This window comes from Rhizobium sp. YS-1r (assembly GCF_000757525.1).
GTDB classification, from domain to species: domain Bacteria; phylum Pseudomonadota; class Alphaproteobacteria; order Rhizobiales; family Rhizobiaceae; genus Neorhizobium; species Neorhizobium petrolearium.
The window spans coordinates 62,784-85,363 of record NZ_JPYQ01000012.1; the positions used below are offsets into that span (position 1 = coordinate 62,784).

Annotated in this window: 26 protein-coding genes and 1 pseudogene; 10 read left to right on the forward strand and 17 right to left on the reverse strand. The window is 60.7% G+C overall.

Features of this window, described 5'->3' with window-relative positions; genetic code table 11:
* Positions 1–203 precede the first annotated feature (203 nt).
* Complete coding sequence (gene aat, locus JL39_RS11440; protein WP_037150087.1) at positions 204–821, forward strand: leucyl/phenylalanyl-tRNA--protein transferase; 618 nt, start codon at positions 204–206, stop codon at positions 819–821.
* A 3-nt stretch (positions 822–824) separates the two neighbouring features.
* Here the strand turns inward: aat and JL39_RS11445 are convergent, their stop codons facing one another.
* From JL39_RS11445 to JL39_RS11470, 6 genes are all read right to left on the reverse strand, one after another.
* The gene (locus JL39_RS11445) at positions 825–1,253 is read right to left on the reverse strand and encodes a DUF2155 domain-containing protein (RefSeq protein WP_152601113.1); all 429 of its coding nucleotides are present in this window, start codon (positions 1,251–1,253) and stop codon (positions 825–827) included.
* Between the two features lie 66 nt (positions 1,254–1,319).
* A complete protein-coding gene (locus JL39_RS11450; RefSeq protein ID WP_037150089.1) occupies positions 1,320–1,718 on the reverse strand; it encodes an NADH:ubiquinone oxidoreductase subunit NDUFA12 in 399 nt (132 codons plus the stop codon).
* Between the two features lie 102 nt (positions 1,719–1,820).
* Positions 1,821–2,282, reverse strand: a complete 462-nt coding sequence (locus tag JL39_RS11455) for a GNAT family N-acetyltransferase (RefSeq protein WP_037150091.1) — start codon at positions 2,280–2,282, stop codon at positions 1,821–1,823.
* A 25-nt stretch (positions 2,283–2,307) separates the two neighbouring features.
* Positions 2,308–2,814, reverse strand: a complete 507-nt coding sequence (locus JL39_RS11460; RefSeq protein ID WP_037150093.1) for a GNAT family N-acetyltransferase — start codon at positions 2,812–2,814, stop codon at positions 2,308–2,310.
* A 60-nt stretch (positions 2,815–2,874) separates the two neighbouring features.
* Positions 2,875–4,377, reverse strand: a complete 1,503-nt coding sequence (gatB, locus tag JL39_RS11465; protein ID WP_037150095.1) for an Asp-tRNA(Asn)/Glu-tRNA(Gln) amidotransferase subunit GatB — start codon at positions 4,375–4,377, stop codon at positions 2,875–2,877.
* 76 nt (positions 4,378–4,453) lie between these two features.
* Positions 4,454–4,963, reverse strand: coding sequence for a GNAT family N-acetyltransferase (locus tag JL39_RS11470; RefSeq protein ID WP_037150097.1), 510 nt, complete (start codon positions 4,961–4,963; stop codon positions 4,454–4,456).
* Positions 4,964–5,272: 309 nt separating this feature from the next.
* Here JL39_RS11470 and JL39_RS11475 point away from each other — a divergent pair, with 309 nt between their 5' ends.
* A complete protein-coding gene (locus JL39_RS11475) occupies positions 5,273–5,530 on the forward strand; it encodes a YjhX family toxin (RefSeq protein ID WP_037150099.1) in 258 nt (85 codons plus the stop codon).
* A gap of 48 nt (positions 5,531–5,578) precedes the next feature.
* Here the strand turns inward: JL39_RS11475 and JL39_RS11480 are convergent, their stop codons facing one another.
* The 5 genes from JL39_RS11480 to JL39_RS11500 form a co-directional block, all read right to left on the reverse strand.
* Entirely contained in the window at positions 5,579–5,854 is a 276-nt protein-coding gene (locus JL39_RS11480) for a hypothetical protein (protein ID WP_037150101.1), read from the reverse strand.
* 26 nt (positions 5,855–5,880) lie between these two features.
* On the reverse strand, positions 5,881–6,351 hold the full coding sequence (locus JL39_RS11485) for a GNAT family N-acetyltransferase (protein WP_200883943.1): 471 nt from the start codon (positions 6,349–6,351) through the stop codon (positions 5,881–5,883).
* A 20-nt stretch (positions 6,352–6,371) separates the two neighbouring features.
* Positions 6,372–7,853 (reverse strand): Asp-tRNA(Asn)/Glu-tRNA(Gln) amidotransferase subunit GatA, encoded by a 1,482-nt coding sequence (gatA, locus tag JL39_RS11490; protein WP_037150103.1) that lies wholly within the window; start codon positions 7,851–7,853, stop codon positions 6,372–6,374.
* 55 nt (positions 7,854–7,908) lie between these two features.
* Positions 7,909–8,196, reverse strand: a complete 288-nt coding sequence (gene gatC / locus JL39_RS11495) for an Asp-tRNA(Asn)/Glu-tRNA(Gln) amidotransferase subunit GatC (protein WP_037150105.1) — start codon at positions 8,194–8,196, stop codon at positions 7,909–7,911.
* Between the two features lie 109 nt (positions 8,197–8,305).
* A complete protein-coding gene (locus JL39_RS11500) occupies positions 8,306–9,007 on the reverse strand; it encodes a metal-dependent hydrolase (RefSeq protein ID WP_037150107.1) in 702 nt (233 codons plus the stop codon).
* Positions 9,008–9,133: 126 nt separating this feature from the next.
* Between JL39_RS11500 and ruvX the strand changes: the two genes are divergently transcribed.
* The gene (ruvX, locus tag JL39_RS11505) at positions 9,134–9,631 is read left to right on the forward strand and encodes a Holliday junction resolvase RuvX (RefSeq protein ID WP_037150109.1); all 498 of its coding nucleotides are present in this window, start codon (positions 9,134–9,136) and stop codon (positions 9,629–9,631) included.
* Here the strand turns inward: ruvX and JL39_RS11510 are convergent.
* The 3 genes from JL39_RS11510 to JL39_RS11520 form a co-directional block, all read right to left on the reverse strand.
* Positions 9,565–9,900, reverse strand: a complete 336-nt coding sequence (locus tag JL39_RS11510; RefSeq protein WP_037150111.1) for a DUF6105 family protein — start codon at positions 9,898–9,900, stop codon at positions 9,565–9,567. The genes ruvX and JL39_RS11510 overlap by 67 nt on opposite strands.
* Positions 9,897–10,067 carry a hypothetical protein gene (locus JL39_RS32125; protein WP_037150112.1) on the reverse strand — a complete coding sequence of 57 codons (171 nt, stop codon included), beginning with the start codon at positions 10,065–10,067 and terminating at the stop codon, positions 9,897–9,899. The genes JL39_RS11510 and JL39_RS32125 overlap by 4 nt, the downstream gene beginning before the upstream one ends.
* A 123-nt stretch (positions 10,068–10,190) precedes the next feature.
* Positions 10,191–10,835 carry a TetR/AcrR family transcriptional regulator gene (locus JL39_RS11520; RefSeq protein ID WP_037150113.1) on the reverse strand — a complete coding sequence of 215 codons (645 nt, stop codon included), beginning with the start codon at positions 10,833–10,835 and terminating at the stop codon, positions 10,191–10,193.
* Between the two features lie 180 nt (positions 10,836–11,015).
* On the opposite strand from JL39_RS11520, the gene JL39_RS11525 reads away from it, so the two are divergent.
* The gene (locus JL39_RS11525) at positions 11,016–11,951 is read left to right on the forward strand and encodes an AEC family transporter (protein ID WP_037150114.1); all 936 of its coding nucleotides are present in this window, start codon (positions 11,016–11,018) and stop codon (positions 11,949–11,951) included.
* Here the strand turns inward: JL39_RS11525 and JL39_RS11530 are convergent.
* Positions 11,933–13,585 carry an acyl-CoA dehydrogenase family protein gene (locus JL39_RS11530; protein WP_037150115.1) on the reverse strand — a complete coding sequence of 551 codons (1,653 nt, stop codon included), beginning with the start codon at positions 13,583–13,585 and terminating at the stop codon, positions 11,933–11,935. The two genes, JL39_RS11525 and JL39_RS11530, sit on opposite strands and share 19 nt — an antisense overlap.
* Before the next feature lie 202 nt (positions 13,586–13,787).
* Here JL39_RS11530 and JL39_RS11535 point away from each other — a divergent pair, with 202 nt between their 5' ends.
* The 4 genes and pseudogenes from JL39_RS11535 to JL39_RS32485 form a co-directional block, all read left to right on the forward strand.
* Positions 13,788–14,729 carry an aspartate carbamoyltransferase catalytic subunit gene (locus JL39_RS11535; RefSeq protein WP_037150116.1) on the forward strand — a complete coding sequence of 314 codons (942 nt, stop codon included), beginning with the start codon at positions 13,788–13,790 and terminating at the stop codon, positions 14,727–14,729.
* A gap of 11 nt (positions 14,730–14,740) precedes the next feature.
* Positions 14,741–16,027, forward strand: a complete 1,287-nt coding sequence (locus tag JL39_RS11540) for a dihydroorotase (RefSeq protein ID WP_037150294.1) — start codon at positions 14,741–14,743, stop codon at positions 16,025–16,027.
* Positions 16,028–16,039: 12 nt separating this feature from the next.
* Positions 16,040–16,657, forward strand: coding sequence for a glycerol-3-phosphate 1-O-acyltransferase PlsY (plsY, locus tag JL39_RS11545; RefSeq protein WP_037150118.1), 618 nt, complete (start codon positions 16,040–16,042; stop codon positions 16,655–16,657).
* Positions 16,658–16,721: 64 nt separating this feature from the next.
* Positions 16,722–17,035, forward strand: a pseudogene (locus JL39_RS32485) (DNA-processing protein DprA); the annotation flags it as partial.
* Positions 17,036–17,531: 496 nt separating this feature from the next.
* Here JL39_RS32485 and JL39_RS11555 read toward each other — a convergent pair.
* On the reverse strand, positions 17,532–18,761 hold the full coding sequence (locus tag JL39_RS11555) for a type II toxin-antitoxin system HipA family toxin (RefSeq protein WP_037150121.1): 1,230 nt from the start codon (positions 18,759–18,761) through the stop codon (positions 17,532–17,534).
* On the reverse strand, positions 18,758–18,997 hold the full coding sequence (locus tag JL39_RS11560) for an XRE family transcriptional regulator (protein WP_200883944.1): 240 nt from the start codon (positions 18,995–18,997) through the stop codon (positions 18,758–18,760). The genes JL39_RS11555 and JL39_RS11560 overlap by 4 nt, the downstream gene beginning before the upstream one ends.
* Before the next feature lie 371 nt (positions 18,998–19,368).
* Between JL39_RS11560 and JL39_RS32490 the strand changes: the two genes are divergently transcribed.
* Entirely contained in the window at positions 19,369–19,629 is a 261-nt protein-coding gene (locus JL39_RS32490; RefSeq protein ID WP_227702556.1) for a hypothetical protein, read from the forward strand.
* Positions 19,630–19,883: 254 nt separating this feature from the next.
* Positions 19,884–22,550: a type I DNA topoisomerase gene (topA, locus tag JL39_RS11565; protein ID WP_037150123.1), complete on the forward strand. Its 2,667-nt coding sequence runs from the start codon at positions 19,884–19,886 to the stop codon at positions 22,548–22,550.
* Positions 22,551–22,580 lie beyond the last annotated feature (30 nt).

Genomic DNA, 22,580 nt, shown 5'->3' on the forward strand with positions numbered 1-22,580 from the left:
ATCCTCCCCGAAAATGCCGGAGCATTTTCGGGGCTGCGCACGGGAACTGGCTGAATTACCCATACCGCGCGGCTCAAATCCTGATTGTCCACAAGGCCTGACCAGCCGTTTTTTACGGCAGAACAGATGGTTAGTGTTTAATCCCATTTTCAGGCGCAAGATCGGCCACCAATTTTGCCGAGGAATGCTAGAGAAGGGTCTGAATGGCAGGGCGGCGCGGCAGATATTATCCGGCGATTACTCCCCAAACCCTGTTGCGTGCCTATTCCATCGGCCTTTTCCCGATGGCTGAATCCGCTGAGGATCCGGAAATCTTCTGGGTTGAGCCGGAAATGCGCGGCATTCTGCCACTCGACGGTTTCCACGTCTCGAGAAGCCTCGCCAAGGCTATCCGCAGACAACCTTTCGACATCCGCTTCGACACGGCCTTCGAGCAGGTGATTGCGCTTTGTGCGGAACCGGCCGAGGACCGGCCGAGTACCTGGATCAACGATACCATCCGCAAACTGTACAGCGACCTTCACCGCATGGGCCACGCCCACAGCGTCGAGGCATGGGAAGGCGATCAGCTCGTCGGCGGGCTCTATGGCGTGTCGCTTGGCGCGGCCTTCTTCGGCGAGAGCATGTTTTCAAGGCGCACGAACGCCTCGAAGATCTGCCTCGTTCATCTCGTGGAGCGTCTGAAGGCCAAAGGCTTCATCCTTCTCGACGCGCAGTTCACCACCGAGCACCTGAAGACATTCGGAGCCATCGACATTCCAAAGGACGATTATCTCAGGCTGCTCAGGACCGCGGTGGATCTGCCGCACAAGGAATTCTGAAACTCAGTTCGTCGCTTTCGGCGGTGGAACGTCGGAGTTCCCTTTGCATCCCGTCAGCCAGACGTCATAGATCGGATGCTCCACGGCATTGAGGCCGGGGCTGTCAGCGAACATCCAGCCGGTGAAGATACGGCGGATCTTGCGGTCGAGCGTGATCTCGTCCACCTCGACAAAGCCATCGACCTTCTGGGCTTCCGTCTCGTCGCGCGAGTAGCAGACCTTCGGCGTCACCTGCAGAGCGCCATATTGCACGGTTTCGTCGACATAGACGTCGAATGTCGTAATCCTGCCGGTGATCTTGTCGATACCCTTGAAGACGGCGACGGGATTGGAAATCCGCGCGGCCGACACGCCATCCGCCACAAGCACAGCCGCCAGCGCGATCAGGCCACCGACAAACTGCTTGCGTGGAAAAACCGTCATCAATCCCATCATGCTTCCCGCCTCGACAACCCGTAAGAATCGAGACCTAGAGTGCGATTATGGCCAAAACAGGTGTCAGTTGCCGGGCGTCCAGGCGTCATAGTCGCCGGTCACGCGAGGGCGCTCGCCGGTTGCAGCCAGAGAGCCCTTCGGACGATAAGCGAAGGGCGTACCGGTCAGGTTCAGCTTGTGCGGCTTCTGCCATTCGCGCGGCTTGTAGTCTTCCTTCGTCGGCGGAACGTCGGTGCGGTAATGCATCCAGCCGTGCCAGCTCACCGGTATAGCTGAGGCTTCGGCATAACCGTTGTAGATTACCCAACGCCTCGGCTTGCCCCAGGAGGTCATCGGGCCTTCGTAGTAGACGTTGCCCAGTTCGTCTTCGCCGACTTTCTTGCCATGGCGCCAGGTGAAGAACCGCGTGCCCATGGTCTGTCCATTCCACCAGGTGAAGATCTGCAACAGGAGGTTTTTCATGAGCTTTCCGTCGACTTGGCAAACAGGATAGCGGAATTCGCTATATGACCGCTTATGCAATCTGTCGTGCCTGATGTCCAGTGATTCCCGTTGCCGCACCCGTCATTTGAGCTTCATCTTGAAGCCAAAATGGCTTTTGACAAACCCCAGTCGCTCGTAAAAGCGGTGCGCATCCGTGCGGGCCATGTTGGAGGTGAGCTGGACGAGCCGGCAGTCGCGACGTTTCGCCTCCTCGATCGCATAGGCGATCATCTGGGCGCCAATACCTCTGCCGCGCATGTCGGTGCGTGTCTGGACCGCTTCGATGATCATTGACAAGGAGCCGCGCGCCGTCAGCGTGCGGTTGAAGACGATCTGGAAGGTGCCGACCACCTCGCCGCCGAACTCCGCTACGAAAAGCTGCTCGTTCTGAGAGGCGTCGATCACATAGAAGGCTCGAAGGTAGTCCTCGAAGGCCCCCTCGTCGGTCGTATCGCCATGACCACCGATATCGTCTGCCGCAAAAATCGCGATCAGTTGATGAAGATCCGCGTCCCTTGCCCTGCGGATCGTAACGTCAGCCATGTGCCCCCTCTTCCTGATGCCACCTTCAATGCGGCAGCAATCTCTTCTCCATGATGATTGCCGGCAGACCGGAATTAGGTGCGCCCCACTCCTCCATGCGGTCGACTTCTGAAAAGCCGAGCCTTTCATAAAAGGAAAGCGCGCGAGTATTTTTTAACGCCACTTCGACCCGCATGATCTCTGCGTCTGGAAAGCAGGTCTCAAGTTCGGCGAAGATGTCTCGTCCAATACCTTCACCCTGGCAGGACGGCCTGACGTAGAGCTGGTGGAGCATCGCGGTCTTGGCCATCTTCGGATACATGGCGGCATAACCTATGCCGCCGATATCCTTGCCGTTGTCGGCCACCAGGAACTCACCGCCCCTCTTCAGGATACGCGAGCGGATCGCTGCTGGTGAATTCCAAGCATCGACCATCCGCTGCACCTGAACCGCTCCATAAAATGGATCGTAGGTGGCGTGAAACGTCTCTCCGAGCAGAGCGTGGACCTGCTCGACATCCCTCTCGCTCGCAGTGCGGACGAAATAGACCATGGCATTTTCCCTGCAGTCCCGCCTCATCAGAACCGTTCTTTGCAGCTTGATCGAGGATTTTTACTCCTCGATCCCCAGCTTCGTCTTGACGAGTGCCTGGACAGCCTGCGGGTTGGCCTTGCCGCCGGTCGCCTTCATCACCTGGCCGACAAACCAGCCCGCGAGCGTCGGCTTCGCCTTCACCTTGGCGACCTGTTCCGGATTTGCGGCAATGATCTCGTCGACGGCCTTTTCGATCGCGCCGGTGTCTGTCACCTGCTTCATGCCGCGCTTCTCGACGATTTCGGCCGGATCTCCGCCCTCGTTCCAGACGATCTCGAAAAGGTCCTTGGCAATCTTGCCGGAAATCGTCTCGGCCTTGATCAGGTCGATGATGCCGCCGAGCTGAGCGGGAGAAACCGGAGTCTCTTCAATATCTTTGCCGGTTCTGTTCAAGGCACCCAGTAAGTCGTTGATGACCCAGTTGGCGGCCGTCTTGCCGTCGCGGCCTTCGGCGACGGCCTCGAAATAATCGGCAATCGCCTTTTCCGATACGAGAACGGACGCGTCGTAAACGGAAAGGCCGAGTTCGCGCACGAAACGAGCCTTCTTGTCGTCGGGCAGCTCCGGCAGGTCCTTCTTCAGCTCTTCGACAAAGGCGTCGTCGAATTCGAGCGGCAAAAGATCCGGATCAGGGAAATAGCGATAGTCATGCGCTTCCTCCTTGGAACGCATGGAGCGGGTTTCGCCCTTGCCCGGATCGAAGAGACGGGTTTCCTGGTCGATCGTACCGCCTTCCTCCAGAATGCCGATCTGGCGGCGTGCCTCGTATTCGATCGCCTGGCCGATGAAGCGGATGGAGTTGACGTTCTTGATCTCGCAGCGCGTTCCGAAGGGCCCGCCCGGACGGCGCACGGAGACGTTCACGTCGGCCCGCATCGAGCCTTCGTCCATATTGCCGTCACAGGTGCCGAGATAGCGCACGATCGAGCGCAACTTGGTCATGTAGGCCTTGGCCTCGTCGGACGAGCGCATGTCGGGCTTGGAGACGATCTCCATCAGCGCCACGCCGGAACGGTTCAGGTCCACATAGGACATGGTCGGATGCTGGTCGTGCATCGACTTGCCGGCATCCTGTTCCAGGTGCAGGCGCTCGATACCGATCTCGATATCCTCGAACTGACCCTGACGATCCGGACCGAGCGAGATGACGATCTTGCCCTCGCCGATGATCGGATCCTTGTACTGGGAAATCTGGTAGCCCTGCGGCAGGTCTGGATAGAAATAGTTCTTGCGGTCGAAGACAGAGCGCTTGTTGATGTCAGCCTTCAGGCCAAGGCCGGTGCGAACCGCCTGCTTGATACATTCCTCGTTGATGACCGGCAGCATGCCCGGCATCGCAGCATCGACGAGCGAGACGTTGGAATTCGCCGGTTTGCCGAATTCGGTCGAAGCGCCGGAAAAGAGCTTGGAATTGGAGAGAACCTGGGCGTGCACCTCCATGCCGATGATGACTTCCCAATCGCCGGTGGCGCCGGGAATCAAGCGTTTCGGATCAGGCGTGCGGACGTCGACAATGGTCATCGGATGCTCGTGAATGGTCTTGATTGAGTTTTCTGGAGGTAGAGCAAATGGCGGTGCGGTGCAAGCTTAAAGGGGGTCAGAAGCCCGGGCCGTAGGTATCCGGCGCTTCCGCCACGAGCCGCTTCGACAGTCCGACCGACTGGACGTCGCGATCGATCTTCGGGGAATAGACGACCGAGAGCCAGTTGATCGAATAGCCCTGCTTCTCGAAAAAGCCGACGGCCTCCGCATTCTGGGCATGGGTCTCCACCCGGGCAACCTCGAATCCCTGATGGACGATCTCGCCTTCGACCTCCTCCAGCAAAGCCTTGCCGAGCCCGTGGCCCTGGAAGACCGGATCGATCCAGAAATCGGAGATCAGTTCATCGAGGTTTTCGCGCGCGGCCCAACCGGCCACAGTCCCGACCTGTTCGATAACCGTGATGGTGAGCCATGAGGAGCGCGTGAAATGCTGGAATGCCGCCCGTGCGCTCAAGCGCATGTCGGTCATCTCGCCGATGGAGTTCATGGCCTTTTCCCAAGCGCGGAAGCCGATTTCCGCCAGGATATCCACCTCGTCTTCACGCGCATTACGAATAGTGGCCATGTTTTCCCCTGTTGTACGGCAAGTAGAGCACTGAGTCTGCGCTTTTACCAGCACAACCTGTCATCCATCGCCTTGTGGCGCTTGACGCCTGGGGAAAACGGGCTTAGCTGCGATTCCGCAACGAAGCCGCCTCCGCATTTGGGCGATATGCTTCATGGAGTTTTGATGTTCTCTTCGAAAGAGACCCGGTAAGGGGCCGGCCGCCCGAACAGGCGCACCGGCCCAGACAAAAACAAGAGTTCCGACGCCTTTCAGGCGCCGGCATGTTTTTGTGTGCCCTTGAGGGCACTTATCCGGACATCAAAACTCATGGATATTTCCCGCGCCGAACAGCGCATTCTCCATCTGCTCGCCCAGGGCGGCAGGATCGAAATCAGCCGCGACGAGAACCGCAAGATCGAGAAACTTCAGCTCTTCACCCGCGAAGGCTGGGTGTTCTCCGGTATCGACCTCACGACCTTCCGCAAGCTCAAGCAGAAGAAGGCAATCAGATCGGTTGGCGGCAAGCCCTATCGCATCACCGAACGGGGGTTGGTGCTGGTGAGAGCCGAGCAGGACAATCGATGATAGAGGCGGTCGGCCGCGCGTCGTGATCGGCGCGCGGCCGGATATTTATCAGATGAGAGCCGAAAGCTCTGCCTTCATCGCCGACCATTCTTCGGCCACTGTGCCTGCGGCGCGCCTTTTGCCGGCACGGCGGTACCAATAGTCGGCATTCCGGTCGTCGCCTTCGATGCGGTGACAAAGGGCATGGCCCCAATCAAACAACGGTTCGCCTTCGTGGGCCTGGCAGATTTCGTGGACGGCCTGCCATTCCGCACCCATAACGAAACCATTGGCCGCGAGGCTACCGAACGCCTGGACCAATTGTGCGAGATCGTCATTTGCCATGAAACGCCCTCCTCCTCGGCTCCTGCCTATCCGCTGATCAGCGTCTTTTCCAGATGCACCTTTTCGAGCTCGACGCCCATGCTCTTGGAATATTCGCGACCACGCCAGATAATGACGAAGCCGCAGCGCTCGTAAAGCCGGATAGCTCCGGTATTCCGGGCATGCGTATCGAGCCGCGCCGACACCACGCTTTCGGTCACCATCAATTCGCACAGGTGGAGGAGCAACGCCCTGCCGATGCCCTTGCCCTGATGGTCCGGATGCACCCAAAGATCGGAGACATAGTCCGGTGCATTTTCACGCGCCGTCCAACCGACAATCTCGCCGCTCGTCTCCGCGACAAAGATTTCCCCCTCGACCTCAGACGGAAAGATCGCGAACTCGTGTCTGACACGGGCGACCACTTCGGGATCGAGATAGCTATCCTCGAACGCATCGCTCGCGGACCAGGCTGCGAAGCCGACTTCGCCGACCATTTTATGGTCGGCGGCGGCCATCTTTCGGATCGTGAAACCCGTTACCACCACTGGGCCGGCGTGTATTTTCCGGCGGCCTGCTCGATGACATGGGCGGTACGGAAGAGCGTCTCTTCCTCGAACGGCCTGCCGATCAACTGCAGACCGAGCGGCAGGCCCTTGTGGTCGAGACCGGCGGGGACGGCGATGCCCGGCAGGCCCGCCATGTTCACCGTCACCGTGAAGATGTCGTTCAGGTACATCTTGACCGGATCGGAGGCGAGGTTTTCGTCGGCGACGCCGAAGGCCGACGACGGGGTGGCGGGCGTCAGGATCGCATCGACACCGGCTTCGAAGACCTGCTCGAAATCACGCTTGATCAGCGTGCGGACCTTCTGCGCTCTCAGATAATAGGCGTCATAGTAGCCGGCCGAAAGCACATAGGTGCCGATCATGATGCGGCGCTTGACCTCCTGGCCGAAACCGGCGGCGCGGGTCTTCTCGTACATGTCGATGATGTCCTTGCCGTCGACACGCAGGCCGTAGCGCACGCCGTCGTAGCGGGCGAGGTTCGAGGAGGCTTCCGCCGGCGCCACGATGTAGTAGGCCGGCAGCGCGTATTTGGTGTGCGGCAGGGTGATATCGACGATCTCGGCGCCGGCATCCTTCAGCCAGGCAATCCCTTGGCTCCAAAGCGCCTCGATCTCTTCCGGCATACCGTCGACACGATATTCCTTCGGAATGCCGATCTTCATGCCCTTGAGCGACTGTCCGAGAGAGGCCTCGTAGTCCGGCACGGGCAGATCGACGGAGGTCGTGTCCTTCAGATCGACGCTCGCCATCGACTTCAGCATGATCGCAGCGTCGCGCACGTCGCGGGCGATCGGGCCGGCCTGATCGAGCGAAGAAGCAAAAGCGACGATGCCCCAGCGCGAGCAGCGGCCATAGGTCGGCTTGATGCCGACGGTGCCGGTAAACGCGGCCGGCTGGCGGATCGACCCGCCCGTATCGGTGGCGGTGGCGCCGGCGCACAGATGCGCGGCGACGGCCGCAGCCGAACCGCCCGAGGAACCGCCCGGTACGAGCTGCTGGTTGGAGCCCTTGGCGCGCCACGGGTTGATCACCGCACCGTAATGCGAGGTCTCGTTGGAGGAGCCCATGGCGAACTCGTCCATGTTGAGCTTGCCGAGCATGACGGCGCCGTCGTCCCAGAGGTTCTGGGAAACGGTCGATTCATATTTCGGCTGGAAGCCGTCGAGGATATGGCTGCAGGCCTGGGTGTGAACGTCGCGGGTGGCGAAGAGATCCTTGATGCCAAGCGGAATGCCTTCCAGCGCGCCGATCTTGCCTGCGGCGCGGCGCGCGTCAGAGGCCTTCGCCATCTCCAGCGCCTTTTCGGGCGTCACGGCGATATAGGCATTCAGAACCCCATTGGCGGCGTCGATCGCGTCGAGATAGGCCTTTGTCAGTTCGACGGAGGTGAATTCCTTGGCCTTCAGCTTTTCGCGGGCTTCGGCAATGGTGAGGCTGGTGAGTTCGGTCATGGTCTCTTCAGAAGGTTCGAATGCATGGAAAGGGTTCGACAGCGCTATTCAGCGCTCACTCGACGACCTTCGGCACCAGGAAGAAATTGTGGTCGGTGGCCGGCGCATTGGCGACGATATCGGCGGCCTTGTCGCCGTCAGTCACGTTGTCGGTCCGCTTGCGCATCTCCATCGGGGTCACGGAGGTCATCGGCTCGACACCCGTCACGTCGACCCCGGAAAGCTGCTCGACGAAGCCGAGAATGCCGTTCAGTTCGCCAACCATGCGATTGGCATCTTCCTCGGAGACCGCAATGCGGGCAAGGCGCGCGACGCGTTTTACGGTAGCGAGATCGACGGACATGGCATAACTCCGATGGGAAATTTTCCCTCCGCTATAATGGCCATGCCCGCCCTTCGCAACAGGTAGCGCGTCTCTATTTCAAGACGTGTCCGCCGATCGGCGGTGAATATCAATAGCTGAGGCTGCCGCCCGGAGCCGGCGTCTCCACGCGGGTGCGGGCGCCTTCCATGCCCTTGACGAATTTTTCCGGCGTCTGATCGACACCCGGGAGGCCGTAGTGGCAGGGAATGGCGTGCTTGAAATCGAAGAAGCGCTGGCAGGCGAGTGCCGCCACCGCGCCACCCATGGTGAAGCGGTCGCCGATCGGCACGATGCCGATATCCGGCTGGTGCAACTCGTTGATCAGGCCCATGTCGGTGAAGATATCCGTGTCGCCCATATGGAAGACAGATGGCTCGTCATCAAAATGCAGCATCAGGCCGTTGGGATTGCCGAGCGCATGGGAAACACCGTCCTCGGTGATCTGTGCCGAGGAATGCAGCGCCTGCGTGAAAGTGGCGGTGAAGCCGCCGAGATCGATCGTACCGCCGGGATTGCCCATCTCCAGCTTCTCGACGCCCTTCTTCGCCAGCCAGACGCCGAGGTCGTAATTGGCAAGGACGGTCGCGCCGGTTTCCTTGGCGATACGCACCGTGTCGCCCACATGGTCGCCATGGCCATGGGTAAGCAGGATGTGCGTCAGACCTTCGGCCGCGGCCTTGGGATCCTGGCCGGCAAATGCCGGGTTACCGGTCAGGAACGGGTCGATCAGGATCTTCGCCTTGGCGGTTTCAATGCGGAAGGCGGAATGGGCGAGCCAGGTGATCTTCATGGATGGTTCCTCCGATACGGTGTGAAGGTTTTGAGGATGATAAGGACAGATAGCCGATATGAGGCTAAAGGAAAGTGGGACAGAAGGTAGGACAAAACCTATCTCGCTCCAAGGAATGAAGAACACATGACAGTGATGACGATCGAGGAATTGGCCGCGCACCTCCAACCCGGGCAGGCCATTGCAGGCCTGGACCTCGGCACGAAGACGATCGGGCTTGCGATGTCGGATCTCGGCCGGCGCTTTGCGTCTCCGCGTCCGGTCATCAAGCGAATCAAGTTCACCAAGGATGCGGAGGTCCTGCTTACCTTCGCCAAAAAGGAGAAAGTCGCAGCCTTTGTCATCGGCCTGCCGATGAACATGGACGGCTCGGCCGGCCCGCGCGTCCAGGCGACGCGCGCCTTCGTGCGCTCCATGGGTGAAAAGACCGCCCTTCCCTTCGTCTTTTGGGACGAGCGGCTTTCGACGGTCGCAGCCGAGCGGGCGCTTCTGGAAATGGACGTCTCGCGGGCGAAGCGGGCCGAGCGGATCGATTCCGCCGCGGCGAGCTTCATTCTTCAGGGAGCGCTCGACAGGCTCTCGTCGCTCGGCAGCGAAGCGGCGTCGACGGGCCGGGACGACTGACGCCGACGCCACCAGGCGGCAATTGCCTTTCGCTTGCGGAAGCCGATGATCGCGAACACGATCATGCTGTCGAAGGCGATCGCACGAGCGACCAGCGGCGGGATTGTTTCCGGCGGGATGCCGAGTACATGGCCATAGATCTGGAAGACCAGGTCATGTGTGTGGCGGGTCAGCATGAAGAAGCCGAAGCTCATGTCGTAGTAGGAGAGTCCGTACCAGCTCGTCAGCAGCAGGACAGGCCCCGCCCATAAAATCAAAAACCACTTCATGCGGTCTTCCCCCTCGGTTCTGTCGGATAGATCTCCGACGACACGAGCCATCTCGATAGCGCCATGATGCTCAGGACCAAGGCCGGAACGGCGATGTTGAGCGCCAGCACTGCGAAGATCGTCGTCATGACGATCAGCAATGCCGTATCCCTGATTGGGGTTCCCATCTGGAGCGTGTCCGGCCAATTCGTGGTTAACAATGCGTTAATGTCAAATTTAGACGGCCAGGGAATTGCCGCAACGGAAACCGGTCGGCATGGTTAATGAGAGGAGACGGCCTGTGGAAAAGATCAGCCGTAAATCGCGCGGACGAGGCGGCGGATGGCGCTGCCGACCTTGTCCCAGTCCTTGTTCGTGCGCAATGCCACGCCGGCGAACTGACCACTGACGGCGGCGGAGATTACCAGATGCTGGATCGCGGCGAAGAGCACCGCGTTGGTGGTCGCCGCATCGACGCCTTTCGGCGGCGTCAGCGATCCGCGCATCTTTTCCAGCCACTTGCCGAGCGCCTTGGTGCGGGCTTCGGAAAGACGCCGGACCTGCGGCGTATCTTGGGAAACCTCCCAGGCGACGATCTTGCAGACGAGCGGATCGTCGCGCAGCGCTTCCATGAAATAGATCGAGAGCTTCTCCATCAGATCGCCGTAGGTCAGCAGAAACATGCCACCCGTATCCTCCGGGATACGATCCTTGACCCAGGTGCCGAGATCCGCGCCGATCGCCTCGATCAGGCCGTCGAGCCCGCCGTAATAGCGATAGATGAGCTGTTTATCGCAGCCGGCGCGGCGCGCCACGGCATTGATGCCGAACCCTTGAAAACCTTGCTCCGCCAGAAGGTCACGCGCCGCGACGAAAATCGCCCGCTCGGTACCGGCACGGTTACGCACCTTCGCGACCGGACCTTCATGCGCCGTGATTTCGGAGATTTGCAGCATTTTTCGCCTGTATCGATCAAGTTGCCGATTCCGCGATAATGCGAGCAAGGAGGCCCCGCAAGCGGCTTAAAGAATCATGCACAGGAATGCGCGCAGCTCCATTGAATTGACGGACACTCCCTTGCAGTATCGGCATGGGAGGAATAACGAGGTCACACCCTCCAGCCAGATCCCTCTCTGATGCTCGTTGTTTTCCAAAGTATCCTTCCCATTTTCCTGCTCGTTCTTCTTGGCGTGGCATTGAAACGCGCACCCATTATCAATGCCGACTTTTGGGTTGGGCTTGAACAGTGCAGCTATTGGGTGCTGTTCCCTGCCCTGCTTTTTGTAACGATGGTAAAGGCGGATTTCTCGAATACCGAGGATTTGGCGGTCAGTTCGGCAGCGATCATCTCTGTCATCGTCATGTCGGGCGGGCTGCTACTCGCCTGGCCCCTCTTTCACAAATTGCGCGTCGGATCTCCTGCCTTCACCTCGCTGTTTCAGACAGCGACGCGTTGGAACGCCTTCATGGCGCTGGCTATCGCGGCCAAGACCTTTGGTCAGCAAGGACTGACGACGGTCGGCCTTGTCATGGCGGCAATTACCATCCCGCTCAACCTCATCAATGTGACGGTGCTTCTTTGGTTCTCGGGTCGCGAGCGCAATTACAAGGTTCTCGTCTATCGCATCGTCACCAACCCGCTCATCCTTTCGACGGCGCTCGGCATTCTCGTCAACATCGTTGACATTCCGATCTATGAGCCGGTCATGACGGCAGTAGAGTTGTTGTCGCAGGCGTCGCTCAGCCTCGGGCTGATCACCGTTGGCGCGGGGTTGAGGATCATGGATGCGCTGAAGCCGCAACCGATCACACTGCTTGCCGTGTTCCTGAAGCTGATCTTTTTTCCGCTGGTTGCAGTTGGCGTAGGATTGCTCACCGGTATCGAAGGCAATGGCCTTGTTCTGCTGGCGCTCAGCGCCTCCGTGCCGACCGCCATGAACGGCTACCTGCTGGCCAAGCAGTTGAACGGCGACGCAGACCTTTACGCCGCTGCAGCGACCCTGCAGGTCGCAGGCTCGTTCTTCAGCATACCGGTGATCATGACGCTCGTCGCTTACGCCGCGGCGGGATAAAGCAGATCGACGATATAGCGCGCATCGAACCGGGCATCGAGCATGCCGTAGGTCGAGCGCCAACCGCCCGCCAGCCGCGTTTCCAGGAAAGCGTCGGCAATCTTGCCGGCACCGAGTCGCATCAGTTCCGACGCCCCGGCGGCAAGCGCGAGCTGTTCGACCAGGAGCCGGGCGGCCCCCTCGTCCGATTCGCAAAGCGCCATGGCGGCGCGCAGAACCTCGACCGTCTTCCTTCCGGATGCGCCGAGATCGCGTTCGAAGCCGGCAAGCACCGTATTGAACAGGTCTTTGCCACGCGACAGAACCCGCAGCACGTCCAGAGCCATCACGTTGCCAGAGCCCTCCCAGATCGCATTGACGGGTGCCTCGCGATAGTGCCGGGCGATCGGCCGCTCCTCGACGTAACCGTTGCCACCGAGGCACTCCATCGCCTCGTAGATCAGCGAGGGGGCGATCTTGCAGTTCCAGTATTTCACGACCGGGGTCATGACCCGCGCAAAGGCGGCATCGGTCTGGCTTGCCGCGGCACGATCGAAGGCATCGGCAAGCCGAAAGCCGAGAGCGGTCGAAGCCGCGACATCGAGCGCCATATCGGCAAGCACGCGCGTCATCAAAGGTTGGTCAATCAGCTTTTGACCGAAGACGCTGCGACCGCGGCAATGATGCACGGCTTCCGCAAGCGAAGCACGCATGATGCCGGCCGATGCGAGCGCGCAGTCAAGCCGTGTCAGCGTCACCATGTCGAGAATGGTGCGGATGCCCGCGCCGGGATCGCCAAGCAGGTAGCCGAACGCATCGGTGAACTCGACTTCCGAGGACGCATTCGAACGGTTGCCGAGCTTGTCCTTGAGGCGCTGGAACTGCAGGCCGTTCGCGGTGCCGTCTTCCAGCAGGCGCGGCACGAGGAAGCAGCCGATCCCCTCATTGGTCTTGGCGAGCATGACGAAACCGTCGCTCATCGGCGCCGACATGAACCACTTGTGGCCCGACAGGCGATAGATGCCCTCGCCCACGCGCTCCGCCGTCGAGCGGTTGGCGCGCACATCCGTGCCGCCCTGCTTTTCGGTCATGCCCATGCCGAGCGTGACGGCCGTTTTCTGCAGCGCCGGGCGATTGGTGGAATCGTATTTGCGCGAGAGTATTTTTGGCGCCCATTCCTTCTGGACGCGCGGCGAAGCCATCAGCGCGGCGATCGAGGCGCTGGTCATGGTGAGCGGGCACAGATGCCCGCATTCGAGCTGGGCCGTCAGATAAAAGCGTGTCGCGCGCGCCTTGTGCTCATGCCCCTTGGCTTCCGGGATGCTTTCCCAGACGGAGGAATGCAGGCCCGTCTGCATCGAGCGGCGCATCAGCGCATGCCAGGCGGGATGGAATTCGACGACATCCAGACGCTCGCCGCGCGGCCCATGGGTCTTGAGCTTCGGCGGGTTCTCGTTCGCCATGCGCGCCAGTTCCTGGGCCTCCGGAGAGGTCACGTAACGGCCGAGCTGGTCGTATTCCTCGCGGATTGTGCGGGTGAGCCCGCTCGTCAAATCGACGATCAAGGGGTCGGAACGATAGGCATTGATGCCGGACCAGGGTTTGGGCTGGTTCAGCTCGGCAAATTTATCTTCGGCACGCGACATCTGGTTCATGACGCGGTTCTAGCGGAGTTTACCTGGCCTGGGAACGGCGGGAAAAGAGGAATTCGACCATTCTCAACAAAAGGCCGCACCCCCTTCTGGAAAACCATCTCAGCCAAGGACCGGCAAAACAAGCGGCGAGATAGCGTCATGACCGCTTGCGGTGACTTCCGCTAGACCTTATAGACCGCCGAACGCAAGCGGAGACGTTTCCATGGTCTTCTTTCCCCATCGCCATCTCCTCGGCATCAAAGGCCTTACCGAACAGGACATCACCTATCTTCTCGACAAGGCCGACGAGGCCGTGAAGATCTCCCGACAGCGGGAGAAGAAGACGTCCACGTTGCGTGGCCTGACCCAGATCAACCTGTTCTTCGAAGCCTCGACCCGCACGCAATCCTCCTTCGAACTCGCCGGAAAACGGCTTGGCGCCGACGTGATGAACATGTCGGTCGGCAATTCCTCGGTGAAGAAGGGCGAGACGCTGATCGATACGGCGATGACGTTGAACGCCATGCGGCCGGACGTGCTGGTGCTTCGCCACTCCTCCGCCGGCGCGGCCGCACTCCTGGCCCAGAAGGTCGCCTGCTCGGTCATCAATGCCGGCGACGGGCAGCACGAACACCCGACCCAAGCTTTGCTCGACGCCCTGACCATCCGCCGTGCAAAAGGCAAGCTTTCACGCATCATCGTGGCGATCTGCGGCGATGTGCTGCATTCGCGCGTCGCCCGTTCCAACATCCTTCTCTTGAACGCCATGGGGGCAAGGGTGCGTGTCGTCGCGCCATCGACCCTGCTTCCCACCGGCATCCGCGAGATGGGCGTCGAGGTCTTCCACTCCATGGCGGAAGGGCTCAAGGACGCCGACGTGGTGATGATGCTGCGGCTGCAGCGAGAGCGCATGGCCGGCTCCTTCGTGCCTTCGGTGCGCGAATATTTCCGCTTCTACGGGCTCGACGCCGAAAAGCTGAAGGCCGCGAAGGACGATGCGCTCGTCATGCATCCCGGTCCGATGAATCGCGGCGTCGAAATCGCCTCCGAGGTGGCCGACGGGCCGCAAAGCGTCATCGAACAGCAGGTGGAAATGGGAGTCGCCGTGCGCATGGCGGTCATGGAGTCGCTGCTTGTCTCGCATAACCAGGGAGAGCGCGCATGACTGCCGGACATATGACCGCGACCGTCCTCAAGAACCTCCGCATCATCGATCCCTCGCGCCATCTCGACGAGACCGGCACGATCGTCATCGGTGACGACGGCCGTATCCTCGACGCCGGCAAGCAAGCGCAAAACCAGGGCGCTCCGGAAGGCGCCACCATCAAGGATTGCAAGGGCCTCGTCGCCACACCGGGCTTGATCGACGCGCGCGTCTACCTCGGCGAACCGGGTGCGGAACACCGCGAGACGATTGAATCGGCCAGTCGCGCCGCGGCGGCGGGCGGCATCACCTCCTTCATCATGATGCCCGATACCGATCCGGTGCTGGACGACATCGCGCTCATCGAGTTCGTTCAAAAGACCGCCCGCGACAAGGCGGTCGTCAACGTGCATCCGGCGGCGGCGCTCACCAGGGGGCTTGCCGGCGAGGAGATGACCGAGATCGGCCTGCTGCAACAATCGGGCGCCGTCGCTTTGACCAACGGCCGCCGCGCGCTCTCCGATACGCTGCTTCTGCGCCGGATCATGACCTATGCGCGTGAGTTCGACGCGGTAATCTCACTGGAGCTGCGTGAAAAATACCTCGGTAATGGCGTGATGAACGAAGGCCTGTTTGCGAGCTGGCTCGGCCTGTCCGGCGTTCCCAAGGAAGCCGAGATCATCCCGCTCGAACGGGATCTCAGGATCGCCGGCCTGACGGGCGCGAAATACCATGCGGCCAAGATCTCCGTGGCGGAATCGGCCGAGGCCATGCGGGTGGCGCGCTCCCGTGGAGCCAATGCCACCTGCGGCGTATCGATCAACCACCTGTCGCTCAATGAGAACGACATCGGCGAGTATCGCACCTTCTTCAAGCTGTCGCCGCCGCTACGCGCCGAAGACGACCGCGTGGCGATGGCCGATGCGGTTGCCGACGGTACCATCGACATCATCGTCTCCTCGCATGACCCGCAGGACGTCGATACCAAGCGCCTGCCGTTTGCAGATGCCGCCGACGGCGCGATCGGGCTCGAGACCATGCTTGCTGCGGCGCTGCGCCTGCATCACGACGGCCGCGTGCCGCTGATGCGACTGATCGACGCGATGTCGACCCGGCCCGCGCAGATCTTCGGCCTCGATGCCGGCACGCTGAAACCCGGTGCAAAAGCCGATATCACGCTGATCGATCTCGATGAACCTTGGATCATCGCCAAGGATATGCTTCTGTCCCGCTCGAAGAACACGCCGTTCGAGGACGCGCGTTTCTCGGGTCGGGCCGTCGCGACCTACGTGGCGGGCAAGTGCGTTCATTCGCTTTGATGGGGAAAAGGCGTGAGTGAGCTTTTCAACTGGCAGATCACCCTGCCCATCGCGCTTGCCGCGCTCGTCTTCGGCTACCTGCTCGGCTCGATCCCCTTCGGGCTCCTCCTCACCCGTGCTGCAGGGCTCGGCGACATCCGCTCGATCGGTTCAGGCAATATCGGCGCAACCAATGTGCTGAGGACCGGCAACAAAAAGCTCGCCGCTGCGACCCTGCTGCTCGACGCGTTGAAGGCCACCGCCGCGGCGCTGATTGCCTGGTACTTACTCGGCAAAGAAGCGGGATTGCTTGCCGGCTTCGCCGCATTTCTCGGCCATCTCTTTCCGGTCTGGCTCGGCTTCAAGGGCGGCAAGGGTGTGGCGACCTATATCGGCACGCTTCTGGGTATCGCCCCATGGATGGTCCTTATCTTCGCGGTCCTCTGGCTGTCAGTTGCCAAGCTCAGCAAATACTCATCCCTCTCCGCTCTGGTTGCAACTCTTGTCATACCGGTTGTGCTGTGGTTCATAGGTGAACCAAAGATCGCGCTCGTGATGGCGATCATGACCTTGATCTCCTGGTACAAGCACAAGACCAACATCGAACGGCTGATCGCGGGCACGGAAAGCAAGATCGGTCAAAAGGGGTAGAGGACCAACCGACATGCCGGACGACAGCGCAAGACGGATGGGAATTGTGTTGAAATGACAAAGGATCGCCTGGTTGAGGCTGATCCGTTCCGACAATGTCGAACCTGCAACCTTGCGTGATCTTACCAATCATTGCGGCTCGGCCGAAAATGCGCTCGCCAAGCTGCCGGAACTGTCCGCCCGCAGCGGCGCCACGCGCACGATCCGAGCAACACCTCGATCGCTGGCGCCAAATTTGCGGCGACGATGGCCCGGGAGTGCGGCCGCGCCGGCTATACGGTCACCTCCGGCCTTGCCCGGGGGATCGATACCGCCGCCCATCGCGCCAGCCCGGAGACGGGCACGATCGCCGTGCTCGCGGGCAGCCGCGACCGACCGAACAGTTCCGTCTGGCAGTGCGCCACCTATTCGAATGGCAAGGAATGGCGCGTCAGCACTAAAACCGACAGCCTGTCCCAGGCGAAGGAGTTTGCCGAGGATTGGTATTTCGAACTCAGGGGCAAGAGCCGGGCTGGTCAGTTGAAGAAGGAACGGACCTTCGCCGGCGCCGCCAAACAGTTCTTTCTGGAATACGAGTCGATTACCAACGGCGAGCGGAACCCCCGCTATGTGAAGGACCACGAGGCGCGGCTGACAAATCACCTCATTCCCTACTTCGACGACAAGGGCCTGAGCGCCGTGACCGCAGGCATGGTGCAGGAGTATCGCGTGATGCGGCTGCGCGCCAACCCGGACACCGGTAAGGTGCCGTCGCGCAGCACGCTGCACCATGAAACCGTCACCCTCCGCCAAGTGATGAAAACCGCCCTGCGGGAGGCCGTTGGCGGGGATGAGTTATAGAACAACATCCTATAACTCACCCAGTTGCTGCGGCTCAGGCTATCGCCTTGCCGATTTGCTGGATGGTCATCTTGCCGACCCCATGCTCCCGCGCCAATTCGGGCCACCGCGCCAGGGCCTGACGCGTCCGTTCAACCGTGTCGGCGACCGCCTTCTTGTTCAGCTTGGCGGCCGCGCCCAGCTTCAGCAGGTGTTCGGCGGCGGGGCTGCGCCCTTCCCCCATGACCATGGTGCTTTGTTCCCCGCGTGGCCCATTGGAGAACGTAAGGTCATAGGCCGGTGACAATCGCCACTGGCCGGTCTCGTCCATCAGGAACGAGAAATTCTTGCTGTGATCGTCGCGGTTATGGGCCAGCACGTTAAACACGGCCAGCCGGAACATCTTTTCGATTTCCCGGACATCTTTCGTCAGCAGGCCCGTCAGGGCAATCAAGTCCTCGTAATCGAGCGCCGGAACGCGGAAATCAGAGTGCAGCAGGCCGCACGCGGTGTGCATATGCAACCGTTTCTCCCCCTCCCGGTCGAACCGTTTGGTTGCGAAATACCCCGCACTCCTCAGGGCTGGAAAGAGATGGACATCAGGCACTTCCACACCGGCTTGCCGCGCCATGAGGGCGTAAACATATTCGACCGCCCCGGCATCGCTGCCATCCTGCGAATTGGCGAACTTCACCAGCCAGTGCTCAAATCCGTCCGGCAACCGGGCCACGCCGTGCGAGATGCGCCGGCGCCCGGCATTCACGCCGATCAACGCCTTGGGACGCGCCCCGGCGGAGGAGCCGTTCAGGAGCAACAGTTCCTTAAGAACTCCTTCCGACGCCCCTTCCAACACCTCCTGCGCCTGCCGGGCCAGTTCGTCGAGGTTAATGGCGTGTTCCGCATCCTCGGCGCTGTAATCCGGTTCGTAGACCAGGGCACCCATGCCGGTGCGACCGACATGCGCCAACCTGTCCAGAGGGGTAAGCGTCTCCGGCGCAACGCCCTGGGAGCGCGCAAAGCGGTCGAATAATAGCCGTCCCCAGCCGTCGGGGAGGCTGTCGCTGAAAACGCCCGGCAGGCCCTCGAACAGCATGCTGTCAAAGCTCATAAGCCCAGGCTTCAGGGGCAGCCGGAGCGGGGAAATCTCTAATCCCTTCCGGATAAACGAGGCATCGTACTGGAAATAGACCCGGCGCTCGCGGGTCGCCAGCCTGCCGACCGGGATGACTTTGCCGTCGAAATCTAGACCCACCCTGATTTCCGTTGCGGACGGGTGGTTTTTCATGAGCGACGACCCCGTTTGCGGATAACCTTGTTACCGTCGGCCTTGAGGACATCGTCGATGGAGGCAAAGGATGTCTCTTGCAGTGCCACAGCTTGCACGACCTCTTCCATCCCGCCGACAACCATGAGAAGCTTCAGGAAAGCCTCCAGCGAGATTATGCCGGTCTGCTCGAATTTGCGGAGGCTCGGCAAAGGCACACCCGAACGCCGGGAAAGCCCTTCCTGTGTCAATTCCATGGCCAGTCGCCGGGCACGGACGTGCCCAGCCAGCCTCCGCTGGGCATGAGACGACGTTATAAGTAATACCATAATGTTATTAATATCCATATTTATGTTATTTCTAACACTATAGTGTTAATAATAGAGGTGGCAAGCTGCATCAATCAGCCCGCTTTCGTCGTATCTCAAAGCCGTCCTCCGAATGTCTCCTTGAAAACGATCAACGCAAGCGTTTAGGAATGCGTACCGCGTACCTACGCATCGCCCAAAGCGGACACATTGAGCTATGGGCGATACTCTGCGAGGTTTCCTGACCGGCCGCACGGCGTCCGGAGAAACCGCTAGGTGCGCCAGGCCCCCTGGACCCCGTGCGTGCCGAGGAGAGGCTGGTGGCCATCTACCACCTCAATGTTAAAAACATCAGCCGGGGTGACGGGCGTTCCGTTGTCACCGCTGCGGGCTACCGCGCCTGGGAAACGCTGCCGAACGAAGCCGAGGAACGAATGTCAGACTTTGCCGTCAGCAAAATGTCCCCTGCGGATCGCCGCCCCTCGCTCGGCGCTAACTGCAGCAAGTCTGCGAGCATCTGCCGTATATTGGCGATGTTTTGTCTGGTTTTGTCCTCGCGCCGACCGTGCGCCTCATATTGAGGGACGATGCTTTACTCCTATGGAAAAACGCGGCCGCGTGTCACATATGGTGAATATCTCCCGTATGCGACGGGCCATCTCGCATTCACTTATAATTGTAACCAATTGCAAAACGCCTTTAGATTGCAATTTGTGTAACCCAGAATTTGACGCTAGCCTCTTGACCGCAGCGCAAACGCCCTCCATGTCGGGAGGCTAAGTTTCCGCCTGGAAGCCTCCGCCTCCGGGCTAATCCTCTTTTGCAGAGAAGCAAGATGAAAGTTGTCGTCGTAGAATCTCCCGGGAAAATTAAGAGCATCAACAAGTATCTCGGCCCGGGTTACAAGGTTCTCGCCTCTTTTGGTCACGTCCGCGACTTGCCGGCCAAGGACGGTTCGGTCCTACCCGATCAGGATTTCGAAATGTCCTGGGAGGTCGACAGCGCGTCGCAGAAACGCATCAAGGATATTGCGGACGCCGTAAAAAACTCGGACGGCCTCATCCTCGCGACCGACCCGGATCGCGAAGGGGAAGCGATTTCCTGGCACGTGCTCGACGTGTTGAAGAAGAAGCGCGTTCTGGGCGACAAGCCGGTGGAGCGCGTCGTCTTCAACGCCATCACCAAGAAAGCCGTGCTCGATGCGATCGCAAGTCCGCGCGATATCGACGTGCCGCTGGTGGATGCGTATCTCGCCCGCCGCGCGCTTGATTATCTCGTCGGCTTCAACCTCTCGCCGGTGCTATGGCGCAAGCTGCCCGGTGCCCGCTCGGCCGGCCGCGTGCAGTCGGTCGCGCTACGCCTCGTCTGCGACCGAGAAACGGAAATCGAGCGTTTCGTCTCGGAAGAGTACTGGAACCTTTCGGCATTGCTGCGGACCCCGCGTGGCGACGAGTTCAAAGCGAAACTGGTTTCCGCCGACGGCAAGCGGCTGCAGGGCCGCGCGATCAAGAACGGCGAGGAAGCCAACCGGCTGAAGACACTGCTCGATGGCGCCGCCTATACGGTCGATACCATCGAGGCGAAGCCGGTCAAGCGCAATCCCGGCCCGCCCTTCACCACGTCCACGCTGCAGCAGGCCGCCTCCTCCAACCTCGGCTTCAATGCCTCGCGCACGATGCAGGTGGCGCAGAAGCTTTATGAAGGGGTGGATATTGGTGGCGAGACAGTCGGTCTCATCACCTATATGCGTACCGACGGCGTGCAGATGGCGCCGGAGGCGATCGACGGTGCCCGCCACGCTATCGCCGACCAATTCGGCGACCGCTACCTGCCGGAAAAGCCGCGCTTCTATTCCACCAAAGCGAAGAATGCCCAGGAGGCCCACGAGGCGATCCGGCCGACCGATTTCAACCGCTCGCCGGACAAGGTGCGCCGCTATCTCGATGCCGACCAGGCCCGCCTCTACGAGCTTGTCTGGAAGCGCGGCATCGCAAGCCAGATGGCATCCGCAGAGATCGAGCGCACTACGGTCGAGATTCTGGCGGACAATAACGGCCAGAAAGCCGGCCTGCGAGCAGTTGGCTCGGTCATCCGCTTCGACGGCTTCCTCGCCGCCTATGTCGACAGCCGTGAAGATGCCGATAAAACCGAGGAGGATGAAGAAGATGGCCGCCTCCCCGAAATCAATGCGCGCGAAAAGCTCGACAAGCGCAAGGTGGATGCAAGCCAGCATTTCACCGAACCGCCGCCGCGCTATTCGGAAGCCTCGCTGATCAAGAAGATGGAGGAGCTTGGCATCGGTCGCCCCTCCACCTATGCCGCGACGCTCACGACGCTGCGCGACCGCGAATACGTGACGATCGACAAGCGAAAGTTGGTGCCGGAGGCCAAGGGCCGGCTCGTGACGGCCTTCCTCGAAAGCTTCTTCACGAAATACGTGGAATACGATTTCACCGCCGATCTCGAAGAAAAGCTCGACAAGATTTCCGCCGGCGAGCTCGACTGGAAGCAGGTGCTGCGCGAATTCTGGCAGGACTTCTTCGCCCAGATCGAGGATACCAAGGAGCTGCGCGTCACCAACGTGCTCGATGCGCTGAACGAGGCGCTGGCACCGCTCGTCTTCCCGAAGCGCGAGGACGGCAGCGATCCGCGCATCTGCCAGGTCTGCGGCACCGGCCAGCTTTCGCTGAAGCTCGGCAGGTACGGCGCCTTCGTCGGTTGCTCCAACTATCCGGAATGTAACTATACCCGCCAGCTTTCCTCCGAAGGGGGCGCGGAGGCAGAAGCGAACGGCCTCAACGAACCGAAGGCGATCGGCGCCGATCCGCATACCGGCGAACAGCTCACGTTGCGTTCCGGCCGCTTCGGACCGTATATCCAGCGCGGCGACGGCAAGGACGCCAAGCGCGCCTCGCTGCCAAAGGGCTGGAAGCCAGAAGACATCGATTACGAAAAGGCGCTCGCGCTGATCAACCTGCCGCGCGACGTGGGCAAGCATCCGGAAACCGGCAAGATGATCTCGACCGGCATCGGGCGCTACGGTCCCTTTGTGCTGCATGACGGCACCTATGCCAACCTGGAAGCGGTCGAGGACGTGTTCACCGTCGGCCTCAACCGCGCCGTCACCGTTCTCGCCGAAAAGCAAAGCAAGAACGGCGCGAGCGGCCGGACCCGCGGCACGCCGACGGCGCTGAAGGAACTCGGCGACCATCCGGACGGCGGAGCTATCACCGTGCGCGACGGACGCTACGGCCCCTATGTCAACTGGGGCAAGGTCAATGCCACGCTACCGAAGAGCATGGACCCGCAGAGCGTGACGATGGAACAGGCAATCGCCCTCATCGTCGAAAAGGGCGGCAAGGCTTCGGCCGGCAAGACGAAGCCGAAAAAAGTCGCAGCCAAAGCCGGCGGCGACACAAAAAAGACTGCGACGAAGGCCAAGACGGCAGCCAAGGCCACAACAAAGAAGGCGGCACCCAAGGCGAAGAAGACGGGAACGTGAGAGAACCGCACGACAGATCGAGACCTTCAG